At 67.3% G+C, this 21,176-nt stretch carries 18 protein-coding genes; 11 read left to right on the top strand and 7 right to left on the bottom strand.

All coding sequences use genetic code 11. The features are described from left to right. Positions 1-2: 2 nt before the first annotated feature. Both panD and L5G28_RS00195 read left to right on the top strand, forming a co-directional pair. Positions 3-440: an aspartate 1-decarboxylase gene (panD, locus tag L5G28_RS00200; RefSeq protein ID WP_236999820.1), complete on the top strand. Its 438-nt coding sequence runs from the start codon at positions 3-5 to the stop codon at positions 438-440. Next, complete coding sequence (locus L5G28_RS00195) at positions 441-1,232, top strand: type III pantothenate kinase (protein WP_236996810.1); 792 nt, start codon at positions 441-443, stop codon at positions 1,230-1,232. Here L5G28_RS00195 and L5G28_RS00190 read toward each other — a convergent pair. Next, positions 1,183-1,731, bottom strand: a complete 549-nt coding sequence (locus tag L5G28_RS00190) for a nuclear transport factor 2 family protein (protein WP_372477139.1) — start codon at positions 1,729-1,731, stop codon at positions 1,183-1,185. The two genes, L5G28_RS00195 and L5G28_RS00190, sit on opposite strands and share 50 nt — an antisense overlap. A 14-nt stretch (positions 1,732-1,745) precedes the next feature. Then, positions 1,746-2,627, bottom strand: a complete 882-nt coding sequence (locus tag L5G28_RS00185) for an LLM class F420-dependent oxidoreductase (protein WP_236999818.1) — start codon at positions 2,625-2,627, stop codon at positions 1,746-1,748. Between the two features lie 55 nt (positions 2,628-2,682). Here L5G28_RS00185 and L5G28_RS00180 point away from each other — a divergent pair, with 55 nt between their 5' ends. Both L5G28_RS00180 and L5G28_RS00175 read left to right on the top strand, forming a co-directional pair. Beyond that, a complete protein-coding gene (locus L5G28_RS00180; RefSeq protein WP_236999817.1) occupies positions 2,683-3,510 on the top strand; it encodes an SDR family NAD(P)-dependent oxidoreductase in 828 nt (275 codons plus the stop codon). Between the two features lie 55 nt (positions 3,511-3,565). Continuing rightward, positions 3,566-4,096 (top strand): TetR/AcrR family transcriptional regulator, encoded by a 531-nt coding sequence (locus tag L5G28_RS00175; RefSeq protein ID WP_236999816.1) that lies wholly within the window; start codon positions 3,566-3,568, stop codon positions 4,094-4,096. Here L5G28_RS00175 and L5G28_RS00170 read toward each other — a convergent pair. Then, the gene (locus L5G28_RS00170) at positions 4,089-5,753 is read right to left on the bottom strand and encodes a TIGR03767 family metallophosphoesterase (protein ID WP_236999815.1); all 1,665 of its coding nucleotides are present in this window, start codon (positions 5,751-5,753) and stop codon (positions 4,089-4,091) included. The two genes, L5G28_RS00175 and L5G28_RS00170, sit on opposite strands and share 8 nt — an antisense overlap. A 308-nt stretch (positions 5,754-6,061) precedes the next feature. Here L5G28_RS00170 and L5G28_RS00165 point away from each other — a divergent pair, with 308 nt between their 5' ends. Continuing rightward, positions 6,062-6,475 carry a rhodanese-like domain-containing protein gene (locus tag L5G28_RS00165; protein ID WP_236999814.1) on the top strand — a complete coding sequence of 138 codons (414 nt, stop codon included), beginning with the start codon at positions 6,062-6,064 and terminating at the stop codon, positions 6,473-6,475. 49 nt (positions 6,476-6,524) lie between these two features. Then, a complete protein-coding gene (gene lysS, locus L5G28_RS00160; RefSeq protein WP_236999813.1) occupies positions 6,525-8,048 on the top strand; it encodes a lysine--tRNA ligase in 1,524 nt (507 codons plus the stop codon). A 327-nt stretch (positions 8,049-8,375) separates the two neighbouring features. On the opposite strand, the gene L5G28_RS00155 is transcribed toward lysS, so the two are convergent. Together L5G28_RS00155 and L5G28_RS00150 are read right to left on the bottom strand one after the other, a co-directional pair. Next, positions 8,376-8,780: a hypothetical protein gene (locus L5G28_RS00155; RefSeq protein ID WP_236999812.1), complete on the bottom strand. Its 405-nt coding sequence runs from the start codon at positions 8,778-8,780 to the stop codon at positions 8,376-8,378. A 169-nt stretch (positions 8,781-8,949) separates the two neighbouring features. Further along, positions 8,950-9,816, bottom strand: coding sequence for a LuxR C-terminal-related transcriptional regulator (locus L5G28_RS00150; RefSeq protein ID WP_236999958.1), 867 nt, complete (start codon positions 9,814-9,816; stop codon positions 8,950-8,952). 40 nt (positions 9,817-9,856) lie between these two features. Here L5G28_RS00150 and L5G28_RS00145 point away from each other — a divergent pair, with 40 nt between their 5' ends. From L5G28_RS00145 to L5G28_RS00125, 5 genes are all read left to right on the top strand, one after another. After that, a complete protein-coding gene (locus tag L5G28_RS00145) occupies positions 9,857-11,422 on the top strand; it encodes an AMP-binding protein (protein ID WP_236999811.1) in 1,566 nt (521 codons plus the stop codon). A gap of 95 nt (positions 11,423-11,517) precedes the next feature. Beyond that, positions 11,518-13,032, top strand: a complete 1,515-nt coding sequence (locus tag L5G28_RS00140; RefSeq protein ID WP_236999810.1) for an HNH endonuclease signature motif containing protein — start codon at positions 11,518-11,520, stop codon at positions 13,030-13,032. Between the two features lie 124 nt (positions 13,033-13,156). Then, positions 13,157-14,395, top strand: coding sequence for an ABC transporter substrate-binding protein (locus L5G28_RS00135; protein ID WP_236999809.1), 1,239 nt, complete (start codon positions 13,157-13,159; stop codon positions 14,393-14,395). Positions 14,396-14,487: 92 nt separating this feature from the next. Continuing rightward, the gene (locus tag L5G28_RS00130; protein WP_236999808.1) at positions 14,488-17,241 is read left to right on the top strand and encodes a branched-chain amino acid ABC transporter permease/ATP-binding protein; all 2,754 of its coding nucleotides are present in this window, start codon (positions 14,488-14,490) and stop codon (positions 17,239-17,241) included. Next, entirely contained in the window at positions 17,238-17,966 is a 729-nt protein-coding gene (locus L5G28_RS00125; protein ID WP_236999807.1) for an ABC transporter ATP-binding protein, read from the top strand. The genes L5G28_RS00130 and L5G28_RS00125 overlap by 4 nt, the downstream gene beginning before the upstream one ends. On the opposite strand, the gene fadD1 is transcribed toward L5G28_RS00125, so the two are convergent. Continuing rightward, positions 17,939-19,579: a fatty-acid--CoA ligase FadD1 gene (gene fadD1 / locus L5G28_RS00120; RefSeq protein ID WP_236999806.1), complete on the bottom strand. Its 1,641-nt coding sequence runs from the start codon at positions 19,577-19,579 to the stop codon at positions 17,939-17,941. The genes L5G28_RS00125 and fadD1 overlap by 28 nt on opposite strands. A gap of 31 nt (positions 19,580-19,610) precedes the next feature. Next, entirely contained in the window at positions 19,611-21,152 is a 1,542-nt protein-coding gene (locus L5G28_RS00115; protein ID WP_236999805.1) for a FadD3 family acyl-CoA ligase, read from the bottom strand. Positions 21,153-21,176 lie beyond the last annotated feature (24 nt).

Raw genomic sequence — 21,176 nt, 5'->3', positions numbered from 1 at the left:
GCATGTTCCGCACCATGATGACGTCGAAGATCCATCGCGCCACGGTGACGCAGGCAGACCTGCACTACGTCGGTTCGGTGACCATCGACCAGGATCTGCTCGATGCCGCCGACCTGCTCGAAGGCGAGCAGGTGACGATCGTCGACATCGACAACGGCAACCGTCTCGAGACGTATGCGATCGCGGGGGAACGCGGCAGCGGCGTGATCGGAATCAACGGCGCCGCAGCGCATCTCGTCCACCCGGGAGACCTTGTGATCATCATCGCCTACGGGATGATGAACGAGGAGGAGGTCCGTGCGTACGCACCGCACGTCGTGTTCGTCGACGCGGACAACCGGCCGATCACGGTCGGTGGCGATCCGGCCGACGTTCCGGCAGGCTCCGGGTTGAAGGATCCGCGCCACCCCGAACGCGCCCTCGCGAGCAGCACCGCGTAGATGCTCCTGACCGTCAGCATCGGCAATACGAACATCCATCTCGGGGTGTTCGCGGGTTTCGGCGATCACGCGGAGCTGGTGCGTGACTGGCGCATCCACACCGAGCCGAACTACACGTCGGACGAGCTCGCCATGCGGCTGCGCGGACTGCTCGGCGCGGACGTCGAGCAGGTGACCGCGGTTGCCACCTTGTCGACGGTGCCGTCACTGCTGCGTGAGATGCGGGTGATGCTGCCCCGCTACTTCGGGAACGGGCCGCACGTCCTGCTCGAACCGGGCGTCCGCACCGGTGTTCCGCTGCTGGTCGACAATCCGAAGGAGATCGGCACCGATCGTGTCGCGAACGCGTTGGCCGCGCACGAGAACTTCCCGGGCCGACCGTGCATCGTCGTCGCGTGCGGAACGGCGACTGTCGTCGACGCGGTCTCGGCGACGGGCGAACTGTTGGGCGGCGCGATCGCGCCCGGCATCAACATCGGTGTCGAAGCGCTGTCGGAGTACACGGTGACCGTCCGCAAGGTGGAGCTTCGGCCGCCGCGCGGGGTCATCGGCAAGAACACGGTCGAAGCGTTGCAGTCGGGCATCCTCTACGGTTTCGCGGGCCAGATCGACGGCCTGGTGAACCGCGTTCGCCGCGACGTTCCCGGTTTCGACGGCCCGGACGTCGCGGTCGTCGCGACCGGATACCTGGCGCCGCTCATGTACGGCGAGGCCGCCACCCTCACCGATCACCACCCGCATCTCACGCTCGATGGTCTGCGTCGGGTTCACGAGCGGTCGCGCCGCCGCTGAGCCGAGCTCGGGACAGCAGTTCTGTGCTCTCCGCGGAACCGTCGAGAAGTCTGGTGGTGCGTCGGACCACCTCCCACCCGTGCATTGAGTCGTCGGCCCGGCGCAGTTCGAAATGGGTGGCCCCGCCACGCTGCACCGTGAAGCCGCGGCTGTGCCCGTCCGGTGAATCGTCGCGGCGGACGAGCAGGATCGTCTCGCACACCGCCGACGCGAGATCACCGTTCACCGCGATGACGGCGGGGGAGTGGAAGTGGACGCAGCCGCGACCGATCAGCCCCTGATGCTGCGGCGACTCCACCATCGCGTGGACGTCTGCCCGCCCCTGCATCAGCCAGCCCTCCACGTCGTAGACGCCGTCGTCGGCCCACAGTCGAGACACGGCGTCGGCTTCGCCTGCGTCGACGAGCGGGCCGTACGACGCGATCAGTCGCGCGATGTCGCGTTCGTCTTCGAGCCGTCGGACCCGGGCCAGCAGGTCGGTGAGCACGTCGTCAGCGATGTTCGTCATTGATCTCACTTCTCCTCGCGCAGCGGAGCGACCAGTTCGGTCAGTGCTGCGAGTTGTTCTGAGTAGTTGGCGGCCGAATCGGCCGTGAGGGTGCAGGTGATCGAGGTGGCTCCCGAGTCGAGGAGGCGCGTGATCTTCTCCATCGCGCGGCCCGGATCCCAGATCGGGTCGAGAGGTGCGGTGCCGAGCACGATCTCGAATCCGGTCGGGACGTCGGCCTGTGCGAGAAGGTCGCGCAGCGCGCCGACACCGAGCCCGAACGGCATCCAGCCGTCGCCCAACTCGACGGCGCGGCGCAGCGAACGCAGGCTGCGGCCACCGACCCACAGCGGTATCGACTCCTGCACGCCGCACGGTTCGACGATCAGTCCGTCGTAGTCGTAGTGCTCGCCGTGGTACTCCGGACGCTGCTGCGACAGGGATGCGCGCAACGCGCGCATCGCGTCGTCGGCGCGGGAGCCTCGACCTCGCCAGGCTGCGCCGAGCAGGTCGAACTCTTCCTCCAGTGAGCCGACTCCGACACCGAGGATCACCCGGCCCGAACTGAGTCGATCGAGGGTGCCGTAGCGCTTGGCGATCTCCAGCGGGTGGTGGTAGCCGAGCACGAGCACCGAGGTCGCCAGGCGGATCCGTTCGGTGCTCGCCGCCAGGAACGACAGCGTGGACAGCGGGTCCCAGTAGGCGACGCCGCGCCCCTCGGCGCTCGTCGGGACGGCGACGTGCTCGGCGCACGTGAGGTAATCGAACCCGAGACGGTCGGCGGTCGCTGCGATCTCCGTCAGATCGTCCACGCCGGCGTCAGCCTCCCAGGGGGAGGCCACCCCGGGTACCTGGACGACGATCGGCGTCGATATGCCGAAGCGGGGAATCGTGGTGTTGTGCTTCATGCCGCCATGATGTCACCTAAACTAGAATGAATTCTAGAAATGAGGATGAATCGTAATGACTGAGTCGGATATCGCAGCATCGGACCTCGCCGAGTACGGGCCGTGGGCGCTCGTCGTCGGGGGTTCTGAAGGCGTCGGGGCACAATTCGCCGAACAACTCGCGGCCGCGGGCGTCGACCTCGTGCTCGTCGCACGTAAAGTGGGCCCGCTCGAAGATATCGCGCAGCGATGCCGGGAGCATGGGCGTGCAGTACGGACCGTGAGCGCTGACCTCACCGTCCCCGCCGATCTCGACCGGGTCCTGCAGGCGACCGACGACCTCGACATCGGGTTGCTGGTCTGCAACGCGGGCGCCAACAGTTACGGGTCCGAATTCGTCGACGGTGATCTCGTCGAGTTCATGAAGGTACTCACCCTCAATGTCACCGTCCCGATGGCACTCGCACATCATTACGGCGCGCGCATGAAGAAGCGCGGGTCGGGAGGCATCATCACGATCGGATCACTCAGCGGCTACCTCGGCTCCGCCGAGCACACCGTGTACGGCGGAGCCAAAGCGTTCGTGCGGATCTTCACCGAAGGATTGTGGCTGGAACTGCGGGAAGCGGGCGTCGACGTCCTCCACCTGGTGCTCGGTGTCACCGATACCCCGGCCATGCGACGGGCCGGTCTCGACTTCGACGTGCCCGGCCTCGTCGTCGGGCGCCCCGCGGACGTCGCCGCGGAGGGACTGGCGCATCTGTCGGACGGTCCCGTGCACGTGGTGTCCGGGAATGAGCGGGGCGTCGCACTCGGTGGTGCCGACGATCGAGCCCGGACGGTGCTCAAGCATCATCGACTCATGACCGCACTGATGAAACGTCGTGAGGGCGACGATGCCTAGACCCAGCACGAAACGTGACGGGGCCGCTCCGACCACAGCGGTCCAGCGTGGACGCGTGGAGGACATCCTCCGGGTGGCGGCCCGGCTCGGCGCCGAACGCGAGCTCGACTCGGTGCGCATGGCCGACGTCGCGGCGGAGGCCGGGGTGTCCCTCGCGACTCTGTACCGCTACTACCCGACGAAACATCAGCTGTTCGCGGCGCTGATGCTCGAATACGCCGCCGATCTGGGGCCCGGACATGCCCCGAAGCAAGACGACCCGGTCGAAGCGGTGGCCGAGATGATGACCGATGCCTGTCGCAGCATGCTGGCCCGCCCGTTGCTCGGCCGCGCGATGATCGTGTCCGTCAACGCGGTCCGCGCCGAGTCGGCGGCCACCCGATTCGATCTTCGTGAACGCATTCTCGGCGTCGCGGGAATCGACGCCCCGACCGTCGATGACCTGCAGCTCACCGGGATCGTCGAACAGGCGGCCTATGGCATCCTCTCGTGGGCGGTGATGGGCGAACTCACTTCGGACGAAGCCGAAGCCAGCATGCGTCGAGCCTGCCGACTGCTGCTCGCACCGTGGCGCGACGCTAACTGAGCGGGTTCGCCAACAGCAGTTCGCAGTTTCGGTCCGCGGCCGTGCCGATCCGGTCTTCCAGATGGATGTCGTTGATCGAGAGTTCGCGGTACAGGCTCGCCAGACCCTTCTGCGACAGGTCCGACGGATCGGCGGTGTACGGCCCCTCGGCTTCGATCAGCGGCGTGAAGATGCTGAGGGTGCCGTCCTTATTGTCGGTCACCTCGACGATCCTGGCTAGCTGCGGGAAGTCGATGTGGCTGGCCGTGTTGATCTCCCAGAAGCTGTGGGCGGGTGTCGTGCCTCGATGCGGCGTCACTTCGTTGTTGTGCGTGTGGCCGTTGACCCACGCGATTACGTTCCGGTGCGTCTTGAGGCGTTCGACGAGGTGTGAGCCGTCGAACTGGGCTTCGCCGGGCGTCTCCGGGTTCGGCAGCTTCGCTGTCATCGTCGTCGACGTGTGATGGCTGAACACGATCACCAGCTGGTCGGCGTGCGCGCTGATCTGCTTCTCGATCCACGTCAGCTGCTTCTGGCTGATCGACCCGTCGGCGATCCCGAGACTGTTCGTGGTGTTCATTGCGATGCCGAGCACCCCCGGTGCGATCTGGAATCGGTACCAGCTGGGGCCGTCGGGATCGGAGAATCCGTGGCCCACCGGGCCCGCACCGGTGATCGACCGGTCGAAGTGGCTGCGGATGAACTCGCGTGGGGTGAACGGTCGTCGTCGCGCGTCCGCGGTCGCAGGCAGAGTCGGGCCGGTGGTCTTCAGCTTCCCGAGCAACCCCACCACCGACGCCGGATCACTCCGAAGCGCACTGGCGATGGCGGCCGCCGTCGGATCGGTGCCGGGGAGGTCGAATTTCACATTGCCGAGGTACAACCAGTCGATCAGGTCGTTCGGCACGGTCCCGAGCATCTGGTCGTCGTGGTTGCCGAACACTGAGTACCAGCGCATGTTCAGCCCCGGGCTGGTGTGTGACCGCATCGCCGCGTGCAGGAGCCCCGGTATGGTCGGGAAACCGTGGTCCTTGTAGAGGTCGGGCTTGTCGAGTTCGGGCCGGTAGTACATCGCCGAACCGAACGACTGCACGCCTTCGAACCGGGTCGGATGTCCGGTGTTCGGGGTGATCGTGCCGCCGGACAGCAAGTGCTGGTACCAGTCGAGTTCGACGATCTCGTGATTGTCGGTGTTGTCGCCGGTCGAGACGACGCAGTCGAACGCGCGCCCGGTGAACGGGCCGCCCGACAGGGCGTTGATGCGTTCGATCAGGGCGACTGCGCCCTGTGTGCCGAGCGCCTCCTGCGGCCGATATGCAGGTCCCTGCAGCGGGTGCACGTACTCGAAGCGGGCGGGACTCTGCACATCGGTGATGTGGATGTCGGTGAGCTGCACGAATGATGCGAGGCCGGTCCGCGTCGAGTCGCGAGTGGATTTCGCTCCGGCGAGTTCCTCGCGGACGTACAGGGGCCAGCCCTTGCCTTGGACGAGCTTGCGGTACCCCTTCTTGTCCGGCCTGCCGGCCACCCCGACCTTCTCCAGGGTGGTGCCCGCGGTGTTCGCGGACGATGCGGCACCCGGCTCGGCGCGGGCCAGGCCGGACGCGGTCGACGATGCGGCGACCGCTCCCGCGGCGGCGGCGCTCGCGCGCAGGAACGAACGACGGGTCATGCTCATGAGACGGCCTCCGGGGATGTACAAGCTCTCGTGACGACGAACACAGTGCGACGTCGACTGTATCGGCAACAGCGGTCGAACGGTCAACGTTCCTGATCGATCGATCCGAGTTCGACGCGCGGTTGCGGCGCACGGGACTGGGTGATTCGGCCCACCCATGCGCAAAACTCTTTCCGGACTGTTCGGTGCTGTGGCAGAGTCGTCGTCGTGATCAAGAGCTGTCAGGAGTGTTGTCAGGGCTGACGTCCCCGTGTGGACGCCCCCATCGTCAACCGCTCTGCTCGTTCGATCATTTCGAGGAATCCCTCATGACTGTTGTCGTTTCCACTCCCGTTTCTGCCCCGTTCGTCGCGGTCCCGCTGTCGGTTCAGGCGCACGAGTTCCACTCCGTTCTGCGTGATGGCGGCGTCGCAGTCGACCTACGCGACGCCTCATCGCACCGCCGGTTCGGCGCGTTGCTGGGCGCCGTTGCGATCGACTCCGCCGAGGCTCTCGACCTCCTCAGTCCGGCGTCACCGTCGGCGTTGCGTGCGGCCACCGCCGAGGCGCAGTGGGTCCTCGTCTCCGAGGACGGGTACGACGCCGAACTGCTCGCCTGGCATCTGCAGGCTCGCGGGGTCACCGGCGCCCGATTCGTCGTCGGCGGCTATCGCGCGCTGCGTGAGCGCAGGGTGACGGGGTCGGTCGGGGTCGACGCGCTCGGGCTTTACGACCCGCGCTGACCTCGTACTCGATTGGCTCCTGACCGCTGCGGCGAATTACCCTGGTTTGGTGAGTGAGCACCAGAGCGACGAGCAGACCCGCGAGGACGATCAGACCCCCGAACAGCTGCGGATCCGCCGTGAGAAGCGTGAACGCATCCTCGCCGAGGGGCGTGAGGCGTATCCCGTCGAGTTGACTCGGACGCACACGCTCGCGGAGATTCGCGCCGAGTACTCCGACCTCGAAGCGGGTTCGGAGACCGGGGTCCAGGCGGGCGTCGCGGGCCGGGTGATCTTCATCCGCAACAAGGGCAAGCTCTGTTTCGCGACTCTGCAGGAGGGCGACGGCACCCAGCTGCAGGCGATGCTGTCCCAGGCGAAGGTCGGCGAGTCGTCGCTCGCATCGTGGAAGGCCGATGTCGATCTCGGCGACATCGTCTTCGTGCACGGCGAGATCATCTCCTCGCGGACCGGCGAACTGTCGGTCATGGCCGACGAGTGGCAGATGGCTTCGAAGTCCCTGCGCCCCTTGCCCGTCGCCCACAAGGAGATGAACGAGGAGTCGCGCGTCCGTCAGCGGTACGTCGATTTGATCGTCCGCCCGGAGGCCCGCGAGACCGCCCGCACGCGTGTGAAGGCGATGGCCGAGTTGCGGACGTTCCTCGTCGAGCGCGACTTCCTCGAGATCGAGACCCCGATGCTGCAGACGTTGCACGGTGGTGCCGCGGCGCGTCCGTTCATCACGCATTCGAACGCCTTCGACATGGACCTGTATCTGCGTATCGCGCCGGAACTGTTCCTCAAGCGCGCTGTCGTCGGCGGCATCGAGCGGGTGTTCGAGGTGAACCGCAACTTCCGCAACGAGGGCGCCGACTCGACTCACTCACCCGAGTTCGCGATGCTCGAGACCTATCAGGCGTACGGCACCTACGACGACGCCGCCGTCATGACCCGGGAACTCGTGCAGGCCGTCGCTCTCGGCGCAGTCGGAACGTTGACGCCGACGATGCCGGACGGGTCGACGTACGACCTGTCGGGTGAGTGGAAGTCGCTGTCGATGTACCCGTCGCTCTCGGAGGCGCTCGGTCGCGAGATCGTCCCGTTGGAGACGAGCGTCGACGAACTGCTGGCGATCGCCGCCGAGGTCGGCTTGGACGTCCCGAAGGACAAGGGATACGGCCACGGCAAGCTCGTCGAAGAGCTGTGGGAGCACCTGGTCGGCGACCAGCTCGACGAGCCGGTGTTCGTGCGTGACTTCCCAGTCGAGACGTCGCCGCTCGTCCGTGCGCACCGGAGCATCCCGGGGGTCGTCGAGAAGTGGGATCTCTACGTTCGCGGGTTCGAGCTCGCCACCGGCTACTCGGAGCTCGTCGACCCGATCATTCAGCGAGAACGCTTCGTCGATCAGGCCCGCCTCGCCGCCGCAGGCGACGATGAGGCGATGGTGCTCGACGAGGAGTTCCTCGCGGCCATGGAACACGCGATGCCGCCGACTGCCGGAACCGGCATGGGCATCGACCGTCTACTGATGGCGATCACCGGTCTCGGCATCCGCGAGACGGTCCTCTTCCCCCTGGTGAAGCCCATCTCGTAGTCCTTGCCGGTCGAGTCCCCCTAGTTCTCCGTCGAATCGTAGTACGTCCACGGCTCGTGGGAGACGACGCTGCCGTCTGGTGCGAGGATCTCAAGGGCGTCCGGTCGGACGTGATACGCGTATCCGTTGTTGACGGCGTGATATCCGCCGCTCGCGTATCGCGCGGTCGGGACGACGAGCGTCGTGCCGGTCGACTTCGCACCGAGGGCCGTCTCTCCTCGTCTCGCGATGTGTCATTCTCGTGTGATTCCAGTGTGTGGCAAGCGAATCCGCGGCGTCATTCGTTCGAACCACGCCGCGGATCGTTGTCGTACTTCGGGGTGAGCGTCACCGCTGGTAGTAGTACGTCCACGGCTCGCTGGAGACGACTGAACCGTTGGGTGCGGTGATCATCAAGCGGTCACGGTGCACGTGATAGGTGTAGCCGTCGTTGGTCGCGTGGAAACCGAGCGAGTTCTGGGTCGCTCCCCAGACGTCGATCCAGTTCCCAGTGGTCTTGGCTTTGCCGCTGTACGCCCACCCGGTCGGTCCTTGCACCGGACAGATCACCACTTGGGAGACGGCCGACTCGGCCATCACTTGTACGGGCCCGTGGCAGTACGGTCCGTTCGGGAACCCGTCTGCTGACGCCTGGCCGGAACCGATCGTGACCGCGGTCGTCAGGCTCGCGGCGGCGATGCCGGCGATGGCGATGCGGGTCGCGGCGATGCGGGTGATGGAATGCTTGCGCATGATGAACACGTCCTCTCGCAGGCTTGCGGAAGCGGCCGTCCGCGATCTGCGCCTATGCGTTTGGGTTGCCAACGTCGACCGCTACTGGGTACGTCGAGATCCAGGGCGTGCCACGTTAGGTGGGTGTCGTTCATACAGATGACAGACGGAGGAAGCGTCGGGGCCGAGATCAGGGGATGAGCCGGGTCCGGCGCGCGTTGACGACCGCTTCGAAACGTGACGTCGCGTCGAGCTTCGTCATCAGTGCCTTCACGTAGTCCTTCACCGTGTAGACGCCGATGCCGAGGTGTTCGGCGATCGCGCGATTCGGCAGGCCTGCGCCGAGCAGGGCGAGGACGTCCTGTTCACGCAGGGTGAGACGCACGGTCGGCTCGTCCTCTGGGGCGTCGAGCGCGAGGCCCGCGGCGATCTCGAGCACACGTGCGCGCATCGACTCGTCGTCCACCGAGTCCGCGAGTGCGCGCAATTGGGCGTACGAGTCGTTGACCCGCGTCCGCCAGGCCGAGAGATCGCGTTCGTCGTCGTCGGTGCGCAGCGTCGACAGGACGTCTGCGACCGCCAACTGCTGTTCCACCGCGCGCGCTTCGTCGACGACGGCGTCGAGCGACGAGCCGAGCTGTTCCTGCGCGGTGCGCCGCGCGGCGTACAGGACACCGACCTGCTTGCGGCCCACGATGATCGGCGCCGCGACGATCGCTCGAAGCGATTCGGCGCGGATGATCTCGTCGTAGGTGTGGGTGATGAGCGGTGACCGCACATAGTCGCCGATGGCTTCCGCGCGAGCACGACCGACCACGCGACCGCCGAGGCCGTGGCCTGGGTCGAGGTTCGCGCCGCGCAGCGGCCCGACGAGGTCGCCGTCGAAGGAGAACAGCTCGATGCGTGGAGCATTGCCGGGCAGTACGCGTCCGGCGAACGCGAGACTCGCGCCGGTGTGTCGTCGGAGCCGAGCGAGCGGGCCGCGCAGACGGCGCGACAGCTCGTCTGCTGGCACACCCCTCTTCTGAGGGTTGTCGGTGTCGACGGTCACATCCATCATTGTGTCATCACGCACATCGAGAACGTGGAGGACGGGCATGAACGACCCAGCACACGGGGACCCAGCACGAGAGGATCCGGCACGGCAGGTTGCCGATTGGCTGGAGGTCTACGGCGCGTCGGACGCGAGCGCGGCGAATCTGCTGTGCGACCGACACGACCCGGACTCGGTCGCATTCACCCTGGTCGAGCCGGATCTCACGTCAGCGGCCTTCACCTACGGCGACCTCGCCGACGAGTCGCGTCGCATGGCGACGGTCCTCGCCGCGAGCGGAGTCGCGGCCGGTGACCGCGTGCCGGTGCTGCTCGGCAAACGTCGCGCCCTGATCGTGGCGCTCGTCGCGCTGTGGCGGATCGGCGCCGTGCACGTGCCCCTGTTCACCGCGTTCGCGACCGGTGCGATCGCATTGCGAGTGGAAGGCTCGGGCGCGCGGGTCGTGGTGACCGATGCGTCGCAGCGCGAGAAGGTCGACCCGATCGACGCGGTGACCGTGCTCGACGTCGACGACCTCGTCGCCGAGTCGCAGACGGCCGAACCGTCGACAGATGACGCGGCGGTCGGCGGCGACGGAGTGTTCGTGCAGCTCTACACGAGCGGCACCACGGGCAAGCCGAAGGGCGTCCCTGTCCCACTTCGAGCGCTAGCGTCATTCCAGGCGTACCAACACTTCTCGCTCGACGTCGCCGCCGACGACGTGTTCTGGAACGCGGCCGACCCGGGGTGGGCGTACGGGCTCTACTACGCGCTGATCACGCCGCTGGCCACCGGCCGCACCAGCCTATTGCTCAACGCCGGGTTCACGCCTCAGTCGACGGTCTCGGTCCTCAACGAGTTCGGCGTCACCAACTTCGCCGGGGCGCCGACGATCTACCGTTCGTTGCGGGCGCACGCGGACATGACGGGCGTGCGGCTGCGTCGAGCGTCGTCGGCTGGCGAGCCGTTGACCCCCGACATCGTCGACTTCGGTCGTGCGCATCTCGGGTGCGAGGTCCGCGACCACTACGGGCAGACCGAGATCGGCATGGTGATCGGGAATCACTGGAACGCCGACGTCGCGATGCCGTTGAAACCGGGCTCGATGGGCCAGGCGATGCCCGGATACACCGCGGGCATCGTCGACGGACAGATCGCGCTCGACGTGAAAGCCAGTCCGGCGCTGTGGTTCACCGGCTACGACGCCGCCCCCGAGAAGACCGCCGAGCGGTTCACCGGCGACGGCGCCTGGTACCTGACTGCTGACACCGGAAAGTCCGACGACGAAGGCTACTTCTCGTTCACCGCGCGCGACGACGATGTGATCCTCGCCGCCGGCTACCGCATCGGGCCGTTCGATGTGGAGAGCGTCCTCGTGACGCACGCGTCGGTGGCCGAGGTCGCCGTGGTCGGACGACCAGACCCGGAAGGGATCCGCGGCGAGGTGGTGGAAGCGTTCGTCGTGTTGAACACGGGCTTCGTCGGCGACGACGCTCTCGCGTCAGAACTGCAGGCGCTCGTCCGCGACGAGTACTCGAAGCATGCGTACCCGCGCACCGTCCACTTCATGGACGCGCTGCCGAAGACGCCGAGCGGCAAGGTGCAGAGGTTCGTCCTTCGACGGCAGTAGTGACCAATTCGAACAAAGTTCGAATACACTATTGAATAGATCACACTCACGCGCTACAATTAGAACAACAGTTCGAGACGCGTAGTGAAGGGGTGATGACCATGTCGAACAGTTCGTGGTCGGCGCTCGACCTCGATTCGGTCGGGGCAGGCGGCGAGGCCGGGGGGGCGAAGCTCAACGCGCTGCGCGCAGGTGAGGGCTACCTCGCGTTCCTGCGTTTCCAGGCAATCTACGCGATGCTCGTCGCCGCAGCCGACGCGGAGGGTGTCGCGGTCGACGCCGCGGACCGCCGCGTGGTCGACGTGTTCGCCAGTGTCTCGCGTGAGGTGGCCGCCGCGCTGTGCGTCGCGGCTTCGACCGCAGATCGTCAGGTCAGCCTCGCCGTCGAAGCAGTCGAACGCCTCTCGAAGGTCGCTCGTCTCATGCGCGATGGCGTCATCAGTGTCGCCGCATTCGGTGCCGTCGTCTTGGAGGCGACCGGCGTGGAAGACGCCGAACTGATTGCCGCCGTCGACGCCGCGACCGCATCCGAACTCGCCGAACTCGGCGGCGTCTCGCGCGGTGACGCCGAAGGCGTATCGCGTCGGATGGTCGCCGAGATCGATCCGGACGGCCTGCGCGAGCGCCGTACGGCTCGCGGTAAGGGCGTGACCGTCTCCCACGACGTGGACGGGTCGGACGTCACCATCGCCACGACTCCCGAGGATGCCGCGATGATCGACGCGAGCGTGAGGGCGGTCGCCGGGCGGGTGTGCGAGAACGACTCTCGGTCGTGCGGTGTGCGACGTCATGACGCCGCCGTCGCACTGCTGACTGGCCGCCCGTTCGTATGCGACTGCGGTGAACCGGGCTGCCCGGTGACTGCCTCGGACGACGAGATCGCCGCCGAGTTCGCCAAGATCGTCGTGCACGTGGTCGCCGACGCCGCAACTGTCGACGGCGACGCCGACAAGGCCGGCTGGCTCGACGGGTTCGGCGTGATCGATCCGCATCACGTGCGGGAGATCGCCGCCAGAACCGATGCGAGACTGCGGCCGCTCGACATCGCGGGCCTCGCCGACGGCGCCGCGCAGGCCGGGAATCCGTACCGGCCGACGGCCACGTGCGATGTGGCGATGCGTGCTGTCTTCGGCACCTGCTCGGAACCCGGCTGCGACCGTTCTGCGTGGCGCTGCGACCTCGACCACGTGACCGAGTACAACCACGACGCTCCCGCCGCGGGCGGGGCCACGTGCCCGTGCAACCTGAACCCGAAGTGTCGCTACCACCACCTCGTCAAGACCTTCGCCGGCGGCTGGATCGACGACCAGATCATCGATGCCAACGGCGTCATCTGGACCGAAGTCACCACGCCGACCGGTTACACCGTGCGCTCGCGTGCCCGAAACCACTGGTTACTGCCCGACCTCGGGCTTGTGCCGTGCCGACACGGCGAGCCCGTCGCGCCGGGCGTGGTCGACGACGTCGGCCAGCCGACGCGCGGCCGATCGCGAACGAAGGCGAAGCATGCGTACCGGATGCGGATCCGCTCCCGCCGCCGCTACATCGCGGCCTGCGCGGCCGCAGCGAAGTCGGCCGAGCTCGATTCGGCGGGCCCGCCGCCGTTCTGAGGGTCGGAATCGCGGTTGAAACGCCAGTTGAGCGCGTTTCGACGACTGATCTGACGGTTTTGCGTTTCCGACAACCAGAATTCGTTACAGTTCGCGGAACCTCATCGACCGAAGGGACCGCGCAGTGAATGCATCCATCGATATCAGACGGGCCGTCCGGTCCACCTTGGCTGTCGGCGCTGCCGCCGCACTGCTCTTGGGTGGACTGACCGCTTGTTCGTCAGACGACGAATCGTCGTCCGCAGGCCCCACCACGACACTCGCCGACGATCCGGCCACCGGCGACACCATCAAGATCGGCTTCATCGCCCCCGAAGGCGGCCAGGTGACCGTCCCGAGCGTTCGCGAGGGCGCCGAGGCAGCGGCCCAGTATGTGAACGCGAACGGCGGCGGAATCGGCGGCCACAAGCTGGAGTTGGTGGTCTGCAAGCAGCACGAGGAGCCCGCCACCGCTACCAAGTGCGCGAACGAGATGGTCGAGAAGAAGGTCGCCGCCGTCGTGACCCCGCTCGGCGCTCAGGGCGCGGTGATGCTCCCGATCATTTCGGGCGCGGGCATCCCCTACATCGCGCAGGCTCCGGTCTCGCAGGCTGAGATGGTGAGTCCGGATGCGTTCATGATCTCCGGCGGCATTGTCGGGGTGCTGGCCGCCGAAGCCGCCACCGCAGCCAAGGACGGGTTGAAGAAGGTCACCGTTCTGATCGGTGACACAGGCGATGCGGCGGCGTCGGTCAAGGCACTGGGCGAGCCGATGTTCGCGCGGGCCGGCGTCGAACTCAAGGTCATCACCATCCCGACCTCCACCGCCGACCCGACGCCGCAGATCGCAGCCGGTCTCGCCGACAATCCTGACGCGGTGACCATCCTCGGTGACACCCGCCAGTGCATCCAGGGCATCAAGGCGCTCGAGAGTGCAGCCCCGGACGTGCAGAAGTACCTGATCGCCAGCTGCCTGGATCAGCCGGTGGTCGAGGCGGTGGGCGAGGAGGCATTGTCCGGCGCTAAGGCCTTCACCACGGTCAACCTGACCTCCGATGACGAGTCGGTGACCCTGTACCGCAGCGTCATGGCCGAGTACGCCCCCGACACCGATCCTCAGGGCCTGGGGTATCTGGGCTACCAGGTCGTCATGGCGGTCGCCGAAGTCGGCGGTTCGCTGCCTGCAGGCGGTGTGGGTCCCGAACAGATGAAGGCTGCACTGAAGTCGGCCACTGACGTGCCGGTCCCGGCCGCGCCGGGCCTGACCTTCACCTGCAACGGCAAGGCGATGCCGCAGCTGCCGTCGCTGTGCAGCAAGGCGATGCTCGTCAGCACCGTCGGTGACGACCTGAAGTTCACCGACACCGTCGTCGTCAACAAGTAGTCACTCCTGCCAACGTTCGCCGGGTCGCACCCACGCGGCCCGGCGAACGTTGGCCGGTACGCCCGCATCGGCACACACACTGAACGGCACTCATGATTGATCACTTGGCCTTCTTCACTCTCGGCCTCGGTAACGGCGCGGTGTTCGCCGCGCTCGGCCTCGCACTGGTGATGACCTATAAGAGCTCCGGCGTCGTCAACTTCGCGACCGGTGCCATCGCCCTCTACGCCGCCTACACGTACGCCTACTTGCGGCAGGGCGAACTCCTGAATCCGATACCGGGCTTCCCGACCACCGTCGACCTGGGAGGCAAGTGGTCGGTGCTGCCTGCGATGCTCGTCGCGGTGCTCGTGGCCTCATTGCTCGGGGTGGTGCTCTACCTGATCGTCTTCCGGCCGCTGCGTGCCGCCCCCGCGCTGGCCAAAGCGGTCGCGGCGATCGGCGTGATGCTGGTGCTGCAGGCGCTACTGGCCCTGCGCGTCGGCGCCGACTCGCCGACGGTGGGACGGATCTTCCCCAGCGAGAACATTCACGTGGGCGACGTGTCTGTGCCCACCGCCAACTTCTGGCTCGCGGCAGTGATCGTCGGCCTCGCGGTCCTGGCCGCGCTCGTCCTGCGTTACACGCGCTTCGGTATCGCCACCGAGGCAGCGGCCGAATCAGAGCGGGGCGCGTTGGTCACCGGGCTCTCGCCGGACCGGATCGCCGTCGCCAACTGGGCACTGTCATCGGCTACCGCCGGTATCGGCGGCGTTCTGATCGCGCCGATGGTTCCGCTCAACCCCGTCGCGTACACGATGTTCATCGTGCCCGCGCTGGCCGCCGCGCTCGTCGGCAACTTCTCCAGTATCGGCTTGACCGTGGCCGCGGGCCTGCTGATCGGCATGCTGCAGGCGGAGACCACCAAACTGCAGGTCACCTACGAGTGGTTCCCCGACGCGGGCGTCGCCGAAGCTGTGCCGCTGCTGTTGATCATCGTCTTCCTCTTGGTGCGCGGGCAGCGGTTGCCCGGGCGCGGCGTCCTCGCCCGACGGGACCTGGGCCGTTCGCCGCGGCCGAACCACCTGGTGATCGGCACCGCGGTCGGTGTGGTCATCGCGGTCGGTGCGCTCTTCGGCACCTCGGGCAGCATGCGACTGGCTGTGGTGATGAGCCTGATCTACGGTGTCATCGCGCTCTCGCAGGTGGTCGTCACCGGCTACGCCGGACAGGTCTCGCTTGCGCAGTTGTCGCTAGCCGGGGCAGCGGCCTACTCACTGTCGCGCTTGTCCACCACGGTGGATCTGCCGTTTCCGGTCGCACCGTTGCTGGCCGCTCTGGCCGCGATGGTGATCGGCGTGGTGGTCGGCCTCCCCGCACTGCGCGTGCGCGGCCTCCCACTGATGGTCGCCACGCTGGCCCTCGCCGTCTTCCTGGAGGCCTTCTGGTTCCGCAACCCCAGCTTCAACGGCGGCCTGCAGGGTGCGCCGGTGGGCGAACCGACGCTGTTCGGGCTCGATCTGGGCATCGGCCGCGGCGAGGGGTATCCGCGCATCGCCTTCGGTCTGCTCTGTCTGGCGGTACTCGTCCTGTGTGCGCTCAGCGTCGCGTGGCTGCGTCGCAGTCGGCTGGGCGCGTCGATGCTCGCGGTCCGCGCCAACGAGCGCTCGGCCGCAGCTTCGGGAATCAACGTCGGTGCCACCAAACTGCTCGCCTTCGCCATCGCCTCCTTCCTGGCCGGTCTCGGCGGCGCCCTGCTCGCCTACCAGCAGACGCTCGCCACGGCGGACACTTACCGTGTCTTCTCCGGCATCGGCCTGTTCGTGGTCTTCTACATCGCCGGCGTCACCTCGGTCTCCGGGGCGCTGCTGGCCGGGGTGCTGGCGCCCGGCGCGGTGATGTCGTATGTACTCGACATCGGTGACTACTACCTGTTGATCAGCGGAATCCTACTGGTGGTGACCATCGTCGCGAACCCGGACGGAATCGTCGGTCAGCTTCAACGGGTGCCACTCCCGGCATTCCTGCGTCGACCGCCGAAGGCCCTCGACACGGACGAGGCTGAGTCTGACGGGCCGGAGGACGCGGAGTCGAGCGGGCCGACGGCCATCGGCGATACGGTCGGCCCCGCGCTCACCGTCGCGGGCGTCTCGGTCCACTACGGCCCGGTGGTGGCCGTCGACGACGTGAGTTTCGACCTGCAGCCCGGCGAGATCGTCGGCCTCATCGGGCCCAACGGTGCGGGTAAGACCACTTTGGTCGACGCGATCAGCGGCTTCGCGCCGTCCGTCGGCACTATCGCACTCGGCGGCACCGGCCTGGCTGGACTCCCGCCCCACCGGCGGTCGCGCGCCGGTCTGGGCCGCACTTTCCAGGACATCGAGCTGTACGACGAGCTGACGGTCGCCGAGAACGTCACCGTCGGAGTGCGACGCGACGACCATGACGCTCCGGCCACCGTCCGCCGGGTCCTACGGCTCCTCGACGTCGGGCACCTGGCGACCGTCGCCGCGGCGGACCTGTCGCAGGGGCAGCGGCAGCTGGTGTCGGTGGCGCGTGTACTGGCGGGGAAGCCCCGCGTTGCGCTGCTCGACGAGCCCGCTGCCGGCCTCGATTCGTCGGAGAGCCGGTGGCTCGGCGAGCGACTCGGCGCCGCGCGTCGCAGCGGCACCACCATGCTGCTGATCGATCACGACATGGACTTGGTGCTGTCGGTGTGCGACCGGGTGATCGTGCTCGACCTCGGCCGGTTGATCGCCGTCGGCACTCCGGATGAGATCCGCGCGGACACCGAGGTCATCGCCGCCTATCTCGGAACCCCCGTCACCAGAGAGAACATCGACAACAGTGAGGAGGTGGAGGCATGAGTGTGCTGGAAGCACTAGCCCTCGACGCCGGATACCGCTCCGACAGCCCCGTGGTCCGCGGCGTCGACCTGGCGGTGGAGCCCGGCGAGATCGTCGCACTGCTCGGCCCCAACGGCGCAGGCAAGACGACGCTGCTGGAGACCTTCGCGGGCCTCCTGCCGCGTCTCGACGGCCGGGTGGTCGTGGACGGCGTCGCCGTCCGCTCGGGCGACCCTCGGGCAGCGGTGCGTGGCGGGCTTGTGCTGGTACCAGATGACCGGGCGTTGTTTCGCGGCCTGAGTTGCGAGAAGAATCTCCGTCTGGCGGTTGGCTCGGCTCGGCGCTCGGAAGTCCGAGCGCGACTGGACCAGGCGCTGGAGTGGTTCCCGGCGTTGGCCAAGCGGATGAAAGTGGACGCCGGGCAGGTCTCCGGTGGTGAACAGCAGATGCTCGCGATCTCCCGGGCGCTGCTGCAGCAGCCGAAGGCATTGCTGATCGACGAACTCAGCATGGGGTTGGCGCCGGTGATCGTTGAGTCGATCCTGCCGGTCCTGCGCAGTGTCGCACGGGAGCAGGGCACAGCGATGATCCTGGTGGAACAGCACGTGCGCCTCGCGTTGGAGGCCGCTGATCGGGCTGTGGTTCTCGTCCACGGCAGCATCGCGTTCGAGTGCTCGGCGACCGAGCTCGCCGCCGATCTGCCCCGACTCGAGCGTGCCTACCTCGGCGAGTCGGCCGCAGTCTGATTCGCGTGGAGATCGACTCCGCGGCGCGGCCGTGCCTCGCAGTCGGGGACGTACGACGCGGACCGTGGTGCACGCGTCCACAGGACGTCGTCGCCCACCTCCAGTCCGTCGGACTTCAGCGTCCGCTTGAGGATCTTGTTCGTGGCGGTGGCAGGCAGGTCGTCGGCGATCCGGAGGAACGACGGCCACGCCTTCGGTGACAGATCCGGCTGAGCGGCGAGGAAGTCGGTGAGCTCGTCGGGGGTGAGGCTCGCGTCGTCGTTGAGTACGACGGCCGCCATCACAGCGTCGCCGACCACCGGATCGGGGACGGCGTAGACGGCCACCCGGTTGAGCGCGGGGAGCCGCTGCAGGACTCGCTCGATCGGCCCGGCAGCCAGGTTCTCGCCGTCCACGCGTAGCCAGTCGCCGGTGCGCCCGGCCAGGTAGATCCAGCCGTCGTCGTCGGTGTAGGCCAGGTCGCCGGACCAGTACATTCCGTCGCGCAGTCGGTCGCTGGTCGAGACCTCGTCGTTGTAGTAGCCGGTGAAGAGGCCGCCGCCGGAGGTGTTCACCAACTCGCCGACGGCCTCATCGGCGTTACTCAGGGCGCCGACGGCGTCGAACTGCGCGCGCGGGCATTCGGTGCCCGTCGAGCGATCGTAGATCGCGACGCCGGGAAACCCCTTGCCGATCGAGCCCGCCGGGGTGCCCGGCTCGCGGGTGATGATGATCGCCAACTCGGTGGAGCCGAATCCGTCCCACACGGCGCAGTCGAAGCGACGCGCGAACTCGTCGATGTCCCGGTCGGTGGCCTCGTTGCCGAACGCGACGCGCAGTGTGGAGTCGGCATCGTCCGGGCGACTCGGGGTGGCGAGGATGTAGGCGAGCGGCTTGCCGACGTAGTTCATATATGTGACGCCGAAACGGCGCACGTCGTCGAGGAAGGCCGACGCCGAGAAATGGGCGGGCACCATCGCCGCGCCGGATGACAGCGCCACGCAGTAGCCGCCGAGGAGCGCGGCCGAATGGAACAGCGGCATGGACAGGTAGCAGACGTCGTCGGCGGTCACCTCGAACCTCTCCACCAGCGGTGGTCCCGCGAACGGAATCATCATGTGCGCGAAGCGAACCGGTTTAGGGTCTCCGCTGGTGCCCGAGGTGAAGATGAGCATGAACGGGTCCGTCGGCCCAGGCACCGAATGCGGCTCGAGTGGACCGGCCGACTCGAGACGCCCGGCCCACTCGGGTGAGGACGTGTCGATCACGGTGATCCCGGACAGGTCCAGGCCATCCAGCAGTCCGCGGTGCGCCGCATCGGTCAGCAGGATCTGGCAGTCGGCGCGTCGTAGGTCGGCGGTCAGCGACTCTCCGCGCCGGGTGTCGTTGACGCCGACGGTCACGTAACCGCCGAGCGCGCCAGCGGCCAGCGCGGTCAACATGGCCGGGGTGTTGCCGAGGAGCACGCCGACGTGCGCGGGGCGGTCGGGGTCGGTGGCGTCGAGAACCGCCGAGGCGGTGCGTCGGCCTTCGGTTACGTACTCAGCCCAGGTCCAGGTGCCCTCGTCGGCGATGACGGCAGTGCCGGAATCGCCGGCCCGTTCTTCCAGCAATTGCGTCACGGTCTCGGCCATGCCTTGAATCTAGTGTCGCGGCCGCTATCAGTTAGCCCAATTCGCGCTTGAGTACCTTGCCGGAGGGGTTGCGGGGGAACGCATCGACGAACTCGACCGAGCGGGGGAGTTTGAAGTTCGCGAGGTGTTCACGGGCGTAAGCCAGCACGTCGTCGACGGTCACGGTCGCGTTGGTCGCGACGGTGACGAACGCCTTTCCGACCTCGCCCATCCGCTCGTCGGGTACGCCGATCACTGCGACCTCGGTGACACCGTCGACACGTGCGAGGACCTGCTCGACCTCGGCCGGGTAGACGTTGAATCCGCCGCTGATGTACATGTCCTTGAGCCGGTCGGTGATCGTCAGATTGCCGCGGTCATCGAGAGTGCCGACATCACCGGTGTGCAGCCACCCGTCGGCGTCGATCGTCGCGGCCGTCGCCTCGGGATCGTCGAGGTAGCCGCGCATCACCATCGCGCCACGAGCCAAGACCTCGCCCTGGTCAGACAGCTTCACTTCCATGCCCTCATAGGCACGTCCGCAGGTCGTGGCGACAGTCACCGCGTCGTCGTCGGCGCGGCAGGTCGTGACGAATCCGCTCGTCTCGGTCTGCCCGTACGCGGTCAGCACCGTCTCGACCCCGAGATCGGATTGAATGCGTTCGATCAGCACCACGGGGACGATCGTCGCGCCGGTCACCACGAGCCGCAGGCTCGACAGGTCGTAGTCGGGGCGAGCCGGATCGTCGAGCACCGTCTGGAAGATCGTCGGTGCACCGGGGAACACCGTCACCTTCTCGGCGTCGATCAAACGCATCGACTCGGTGGGGGAGTAGACGGCGAGTGGAATCATCGTGACGCCGAACAGCAGGCACGGCAGGATCCCTGCCTTGTAGCCGAACGTGTGGAAGTACGGATTCACCATCAGGTAGCGGTCGGTGTCGGACAGTCGGCCGTTTGACGCCCAGGCGTGCGAACCGGCCAGCGTGTGGCGGTGCTCAGCCAGCACACCCTTCGGCGAACCCGTGGTTCCGGAGGTGAACAGGATGTCTGACAGGTCGTCTTCGGCGACGGCGTCCGCCCGCTGTCGCGCGAGCACGATCGACTCGTCGGAGACGTCGAGAAAGTGATCCCAGACGATGGTGCCCGGCGCGTCGACGGGTGACTCCAGTGGGACGCCGACCACCGTCCGTCCCTCCGCGATCGGCGAGGCCGACACCTCGGCGAGCCGATCGATCCCGGCGAACCCGCCCGACGCGACGACGACCTTTGCCCCCGACCTCTCGATGATGTCCGACGCCTCGCTGACCGTGTACCGCGTGTTGAGCGGCACGAGGACGGCGCCCGCGTAATGAGTGCCGAGCGCGGCTACCGGCCAGTGGTGGCTGTTCGGTGCCCAAACGGCTACTCGGTCGCCTGGTCCGACGCCCGCGTCGACCAGGCCCGCGGCGAACTTCCGCACCTGATCGCCGAGCTCGCTCCAGGTGAGACGCACGGGCTGCGCCCACTGCTCGTCGACCACGGCGACTCGATCGGGCCAGAGCTCTTCGGCGCGGTGCATGGCGGCGGGGGTGGTCATCGGGGACGGAAGCATGATCAAAACCTAGCAAATGCTTGC

Source organism: Gordonia liuliyuniae, from assembly GCF_021739025.1.
GTDB classification, from domain to species: domain Bacteria; phylum Actinomycetota; class Actinomycetes; order Mycobacteriales; family Mycobacteriaceae; genus Gordonia; species Gordonia liuliyuniae.
Note: the sequence above shows the minus strand (reverse complement) of the source record. Positions and strands in the feature narration are given on the sequence as shown.

What these genes read in the sequence shown, in the direction of transcription:
- panD (WP_236999820.1), top strand. Translation starts at nt 3, where the DNA reads ATGTTCCGCACCATGATGACGTCGAAGATCCATCGCGCCACGGTGACG.
- L5G28_RS00195 (WP_236996810.1), top strand. Translation starts at nt 441, where the DNA reads ATGCTCCTGACCGTCAGCATCGGCAATACGAACATCCATCTCGGGGTG.
- L5G28_RS00185 (WP_236999818.1), bottom strand. Translation starts at nt 2,627, where the DNA reads ATGAAGCACAACACCACGATTCCCCGCTTCGGCATATCGACGCCGATC.
- L5G28_RS00180 (WP_236999817.1), top strand. Translation starts at nt 2,683, where the DNA reads ATGACTGAGTCGGATATCGCAGCATCGGACCTCGCCGAGTACGGGCCG.
- L5G28_RS00170 (WP_236999815.1), bottom strand. Translation starts at nt 5,753, where the DNA reads ATGAGCATGACCCGTCGTTCGTTCCTGCGCGCGAGCGCCGCCGCCGCG.
- L5G28_RS00165 (WP_236999814.1), top strand. Translation starts at nt 6,062, where the DNA reads ATGACTGTTGTCGTTTCCACTCCCGTTTCTGCCCCGTTCGTCGCGGTC.
- L5G28_RS00155 (WP_236999812.1), bottom strand. Translation starts at nt 8,780, where the DNA reads ATGCGCAAGCATTCCATCACCCGCATCGCCGCGACCCGCATCGCCATC.
- L5G28_RS00150 (WP_236999958.1), bottom strand. Translation starts at nt 9,816, where the DNA reads ATGGATGTGACCGTCGACACCGACAACCCTCAGAAGAGGGGTGTGCCA.
- L5G28_RS00145 (WP_236999811.1), top strand. Translation starts at nt 9,857, where the DNA reads ATGAACGACCCAGCACACGGGGACCCAGCACGAGAGGATCCGGCACGG.
- L5G28_RS00140 (WP_236999810.1), top strand. Translation starts at nt 11,518, where the DNA reads ATGACCATGTCGAACAGTTCGTGGTCGGCGCTCGACCTCGATTCGGTC.
- L5G28_RS00130 (WP_236999808.1), top strand. Translation starts at nt 14,488, where the DNA reads ATGATTGATCACTTGGCCTTCTTCACTCTCGGCCTCGGTAACGGCGCG.
- L5G28_RS00125 (WP_236999807.1), top strand. Translation starts at nt 17,238, where the DNA reads ATGAGTGTGCTGGAAGCACTAGCCCTCGACGCCGGATACCGCTCCGAC.
- fadD1 (WP_236999806.1), bottom strand. Translation starts at nt 19,579, where the DNA reads ATGGCCGAGACCGTGACGCAATTGCTGGAAGAACGGGCCGGCGATTCC.
- L5G28_RS00115 (WP_236999805.1), bottom strand. Translation starts at nt 21,152, where the DNA reads ATGCTTCCGTCCCCGATGACCACCCCCGCCGCCATGCACCGCGCCGAA.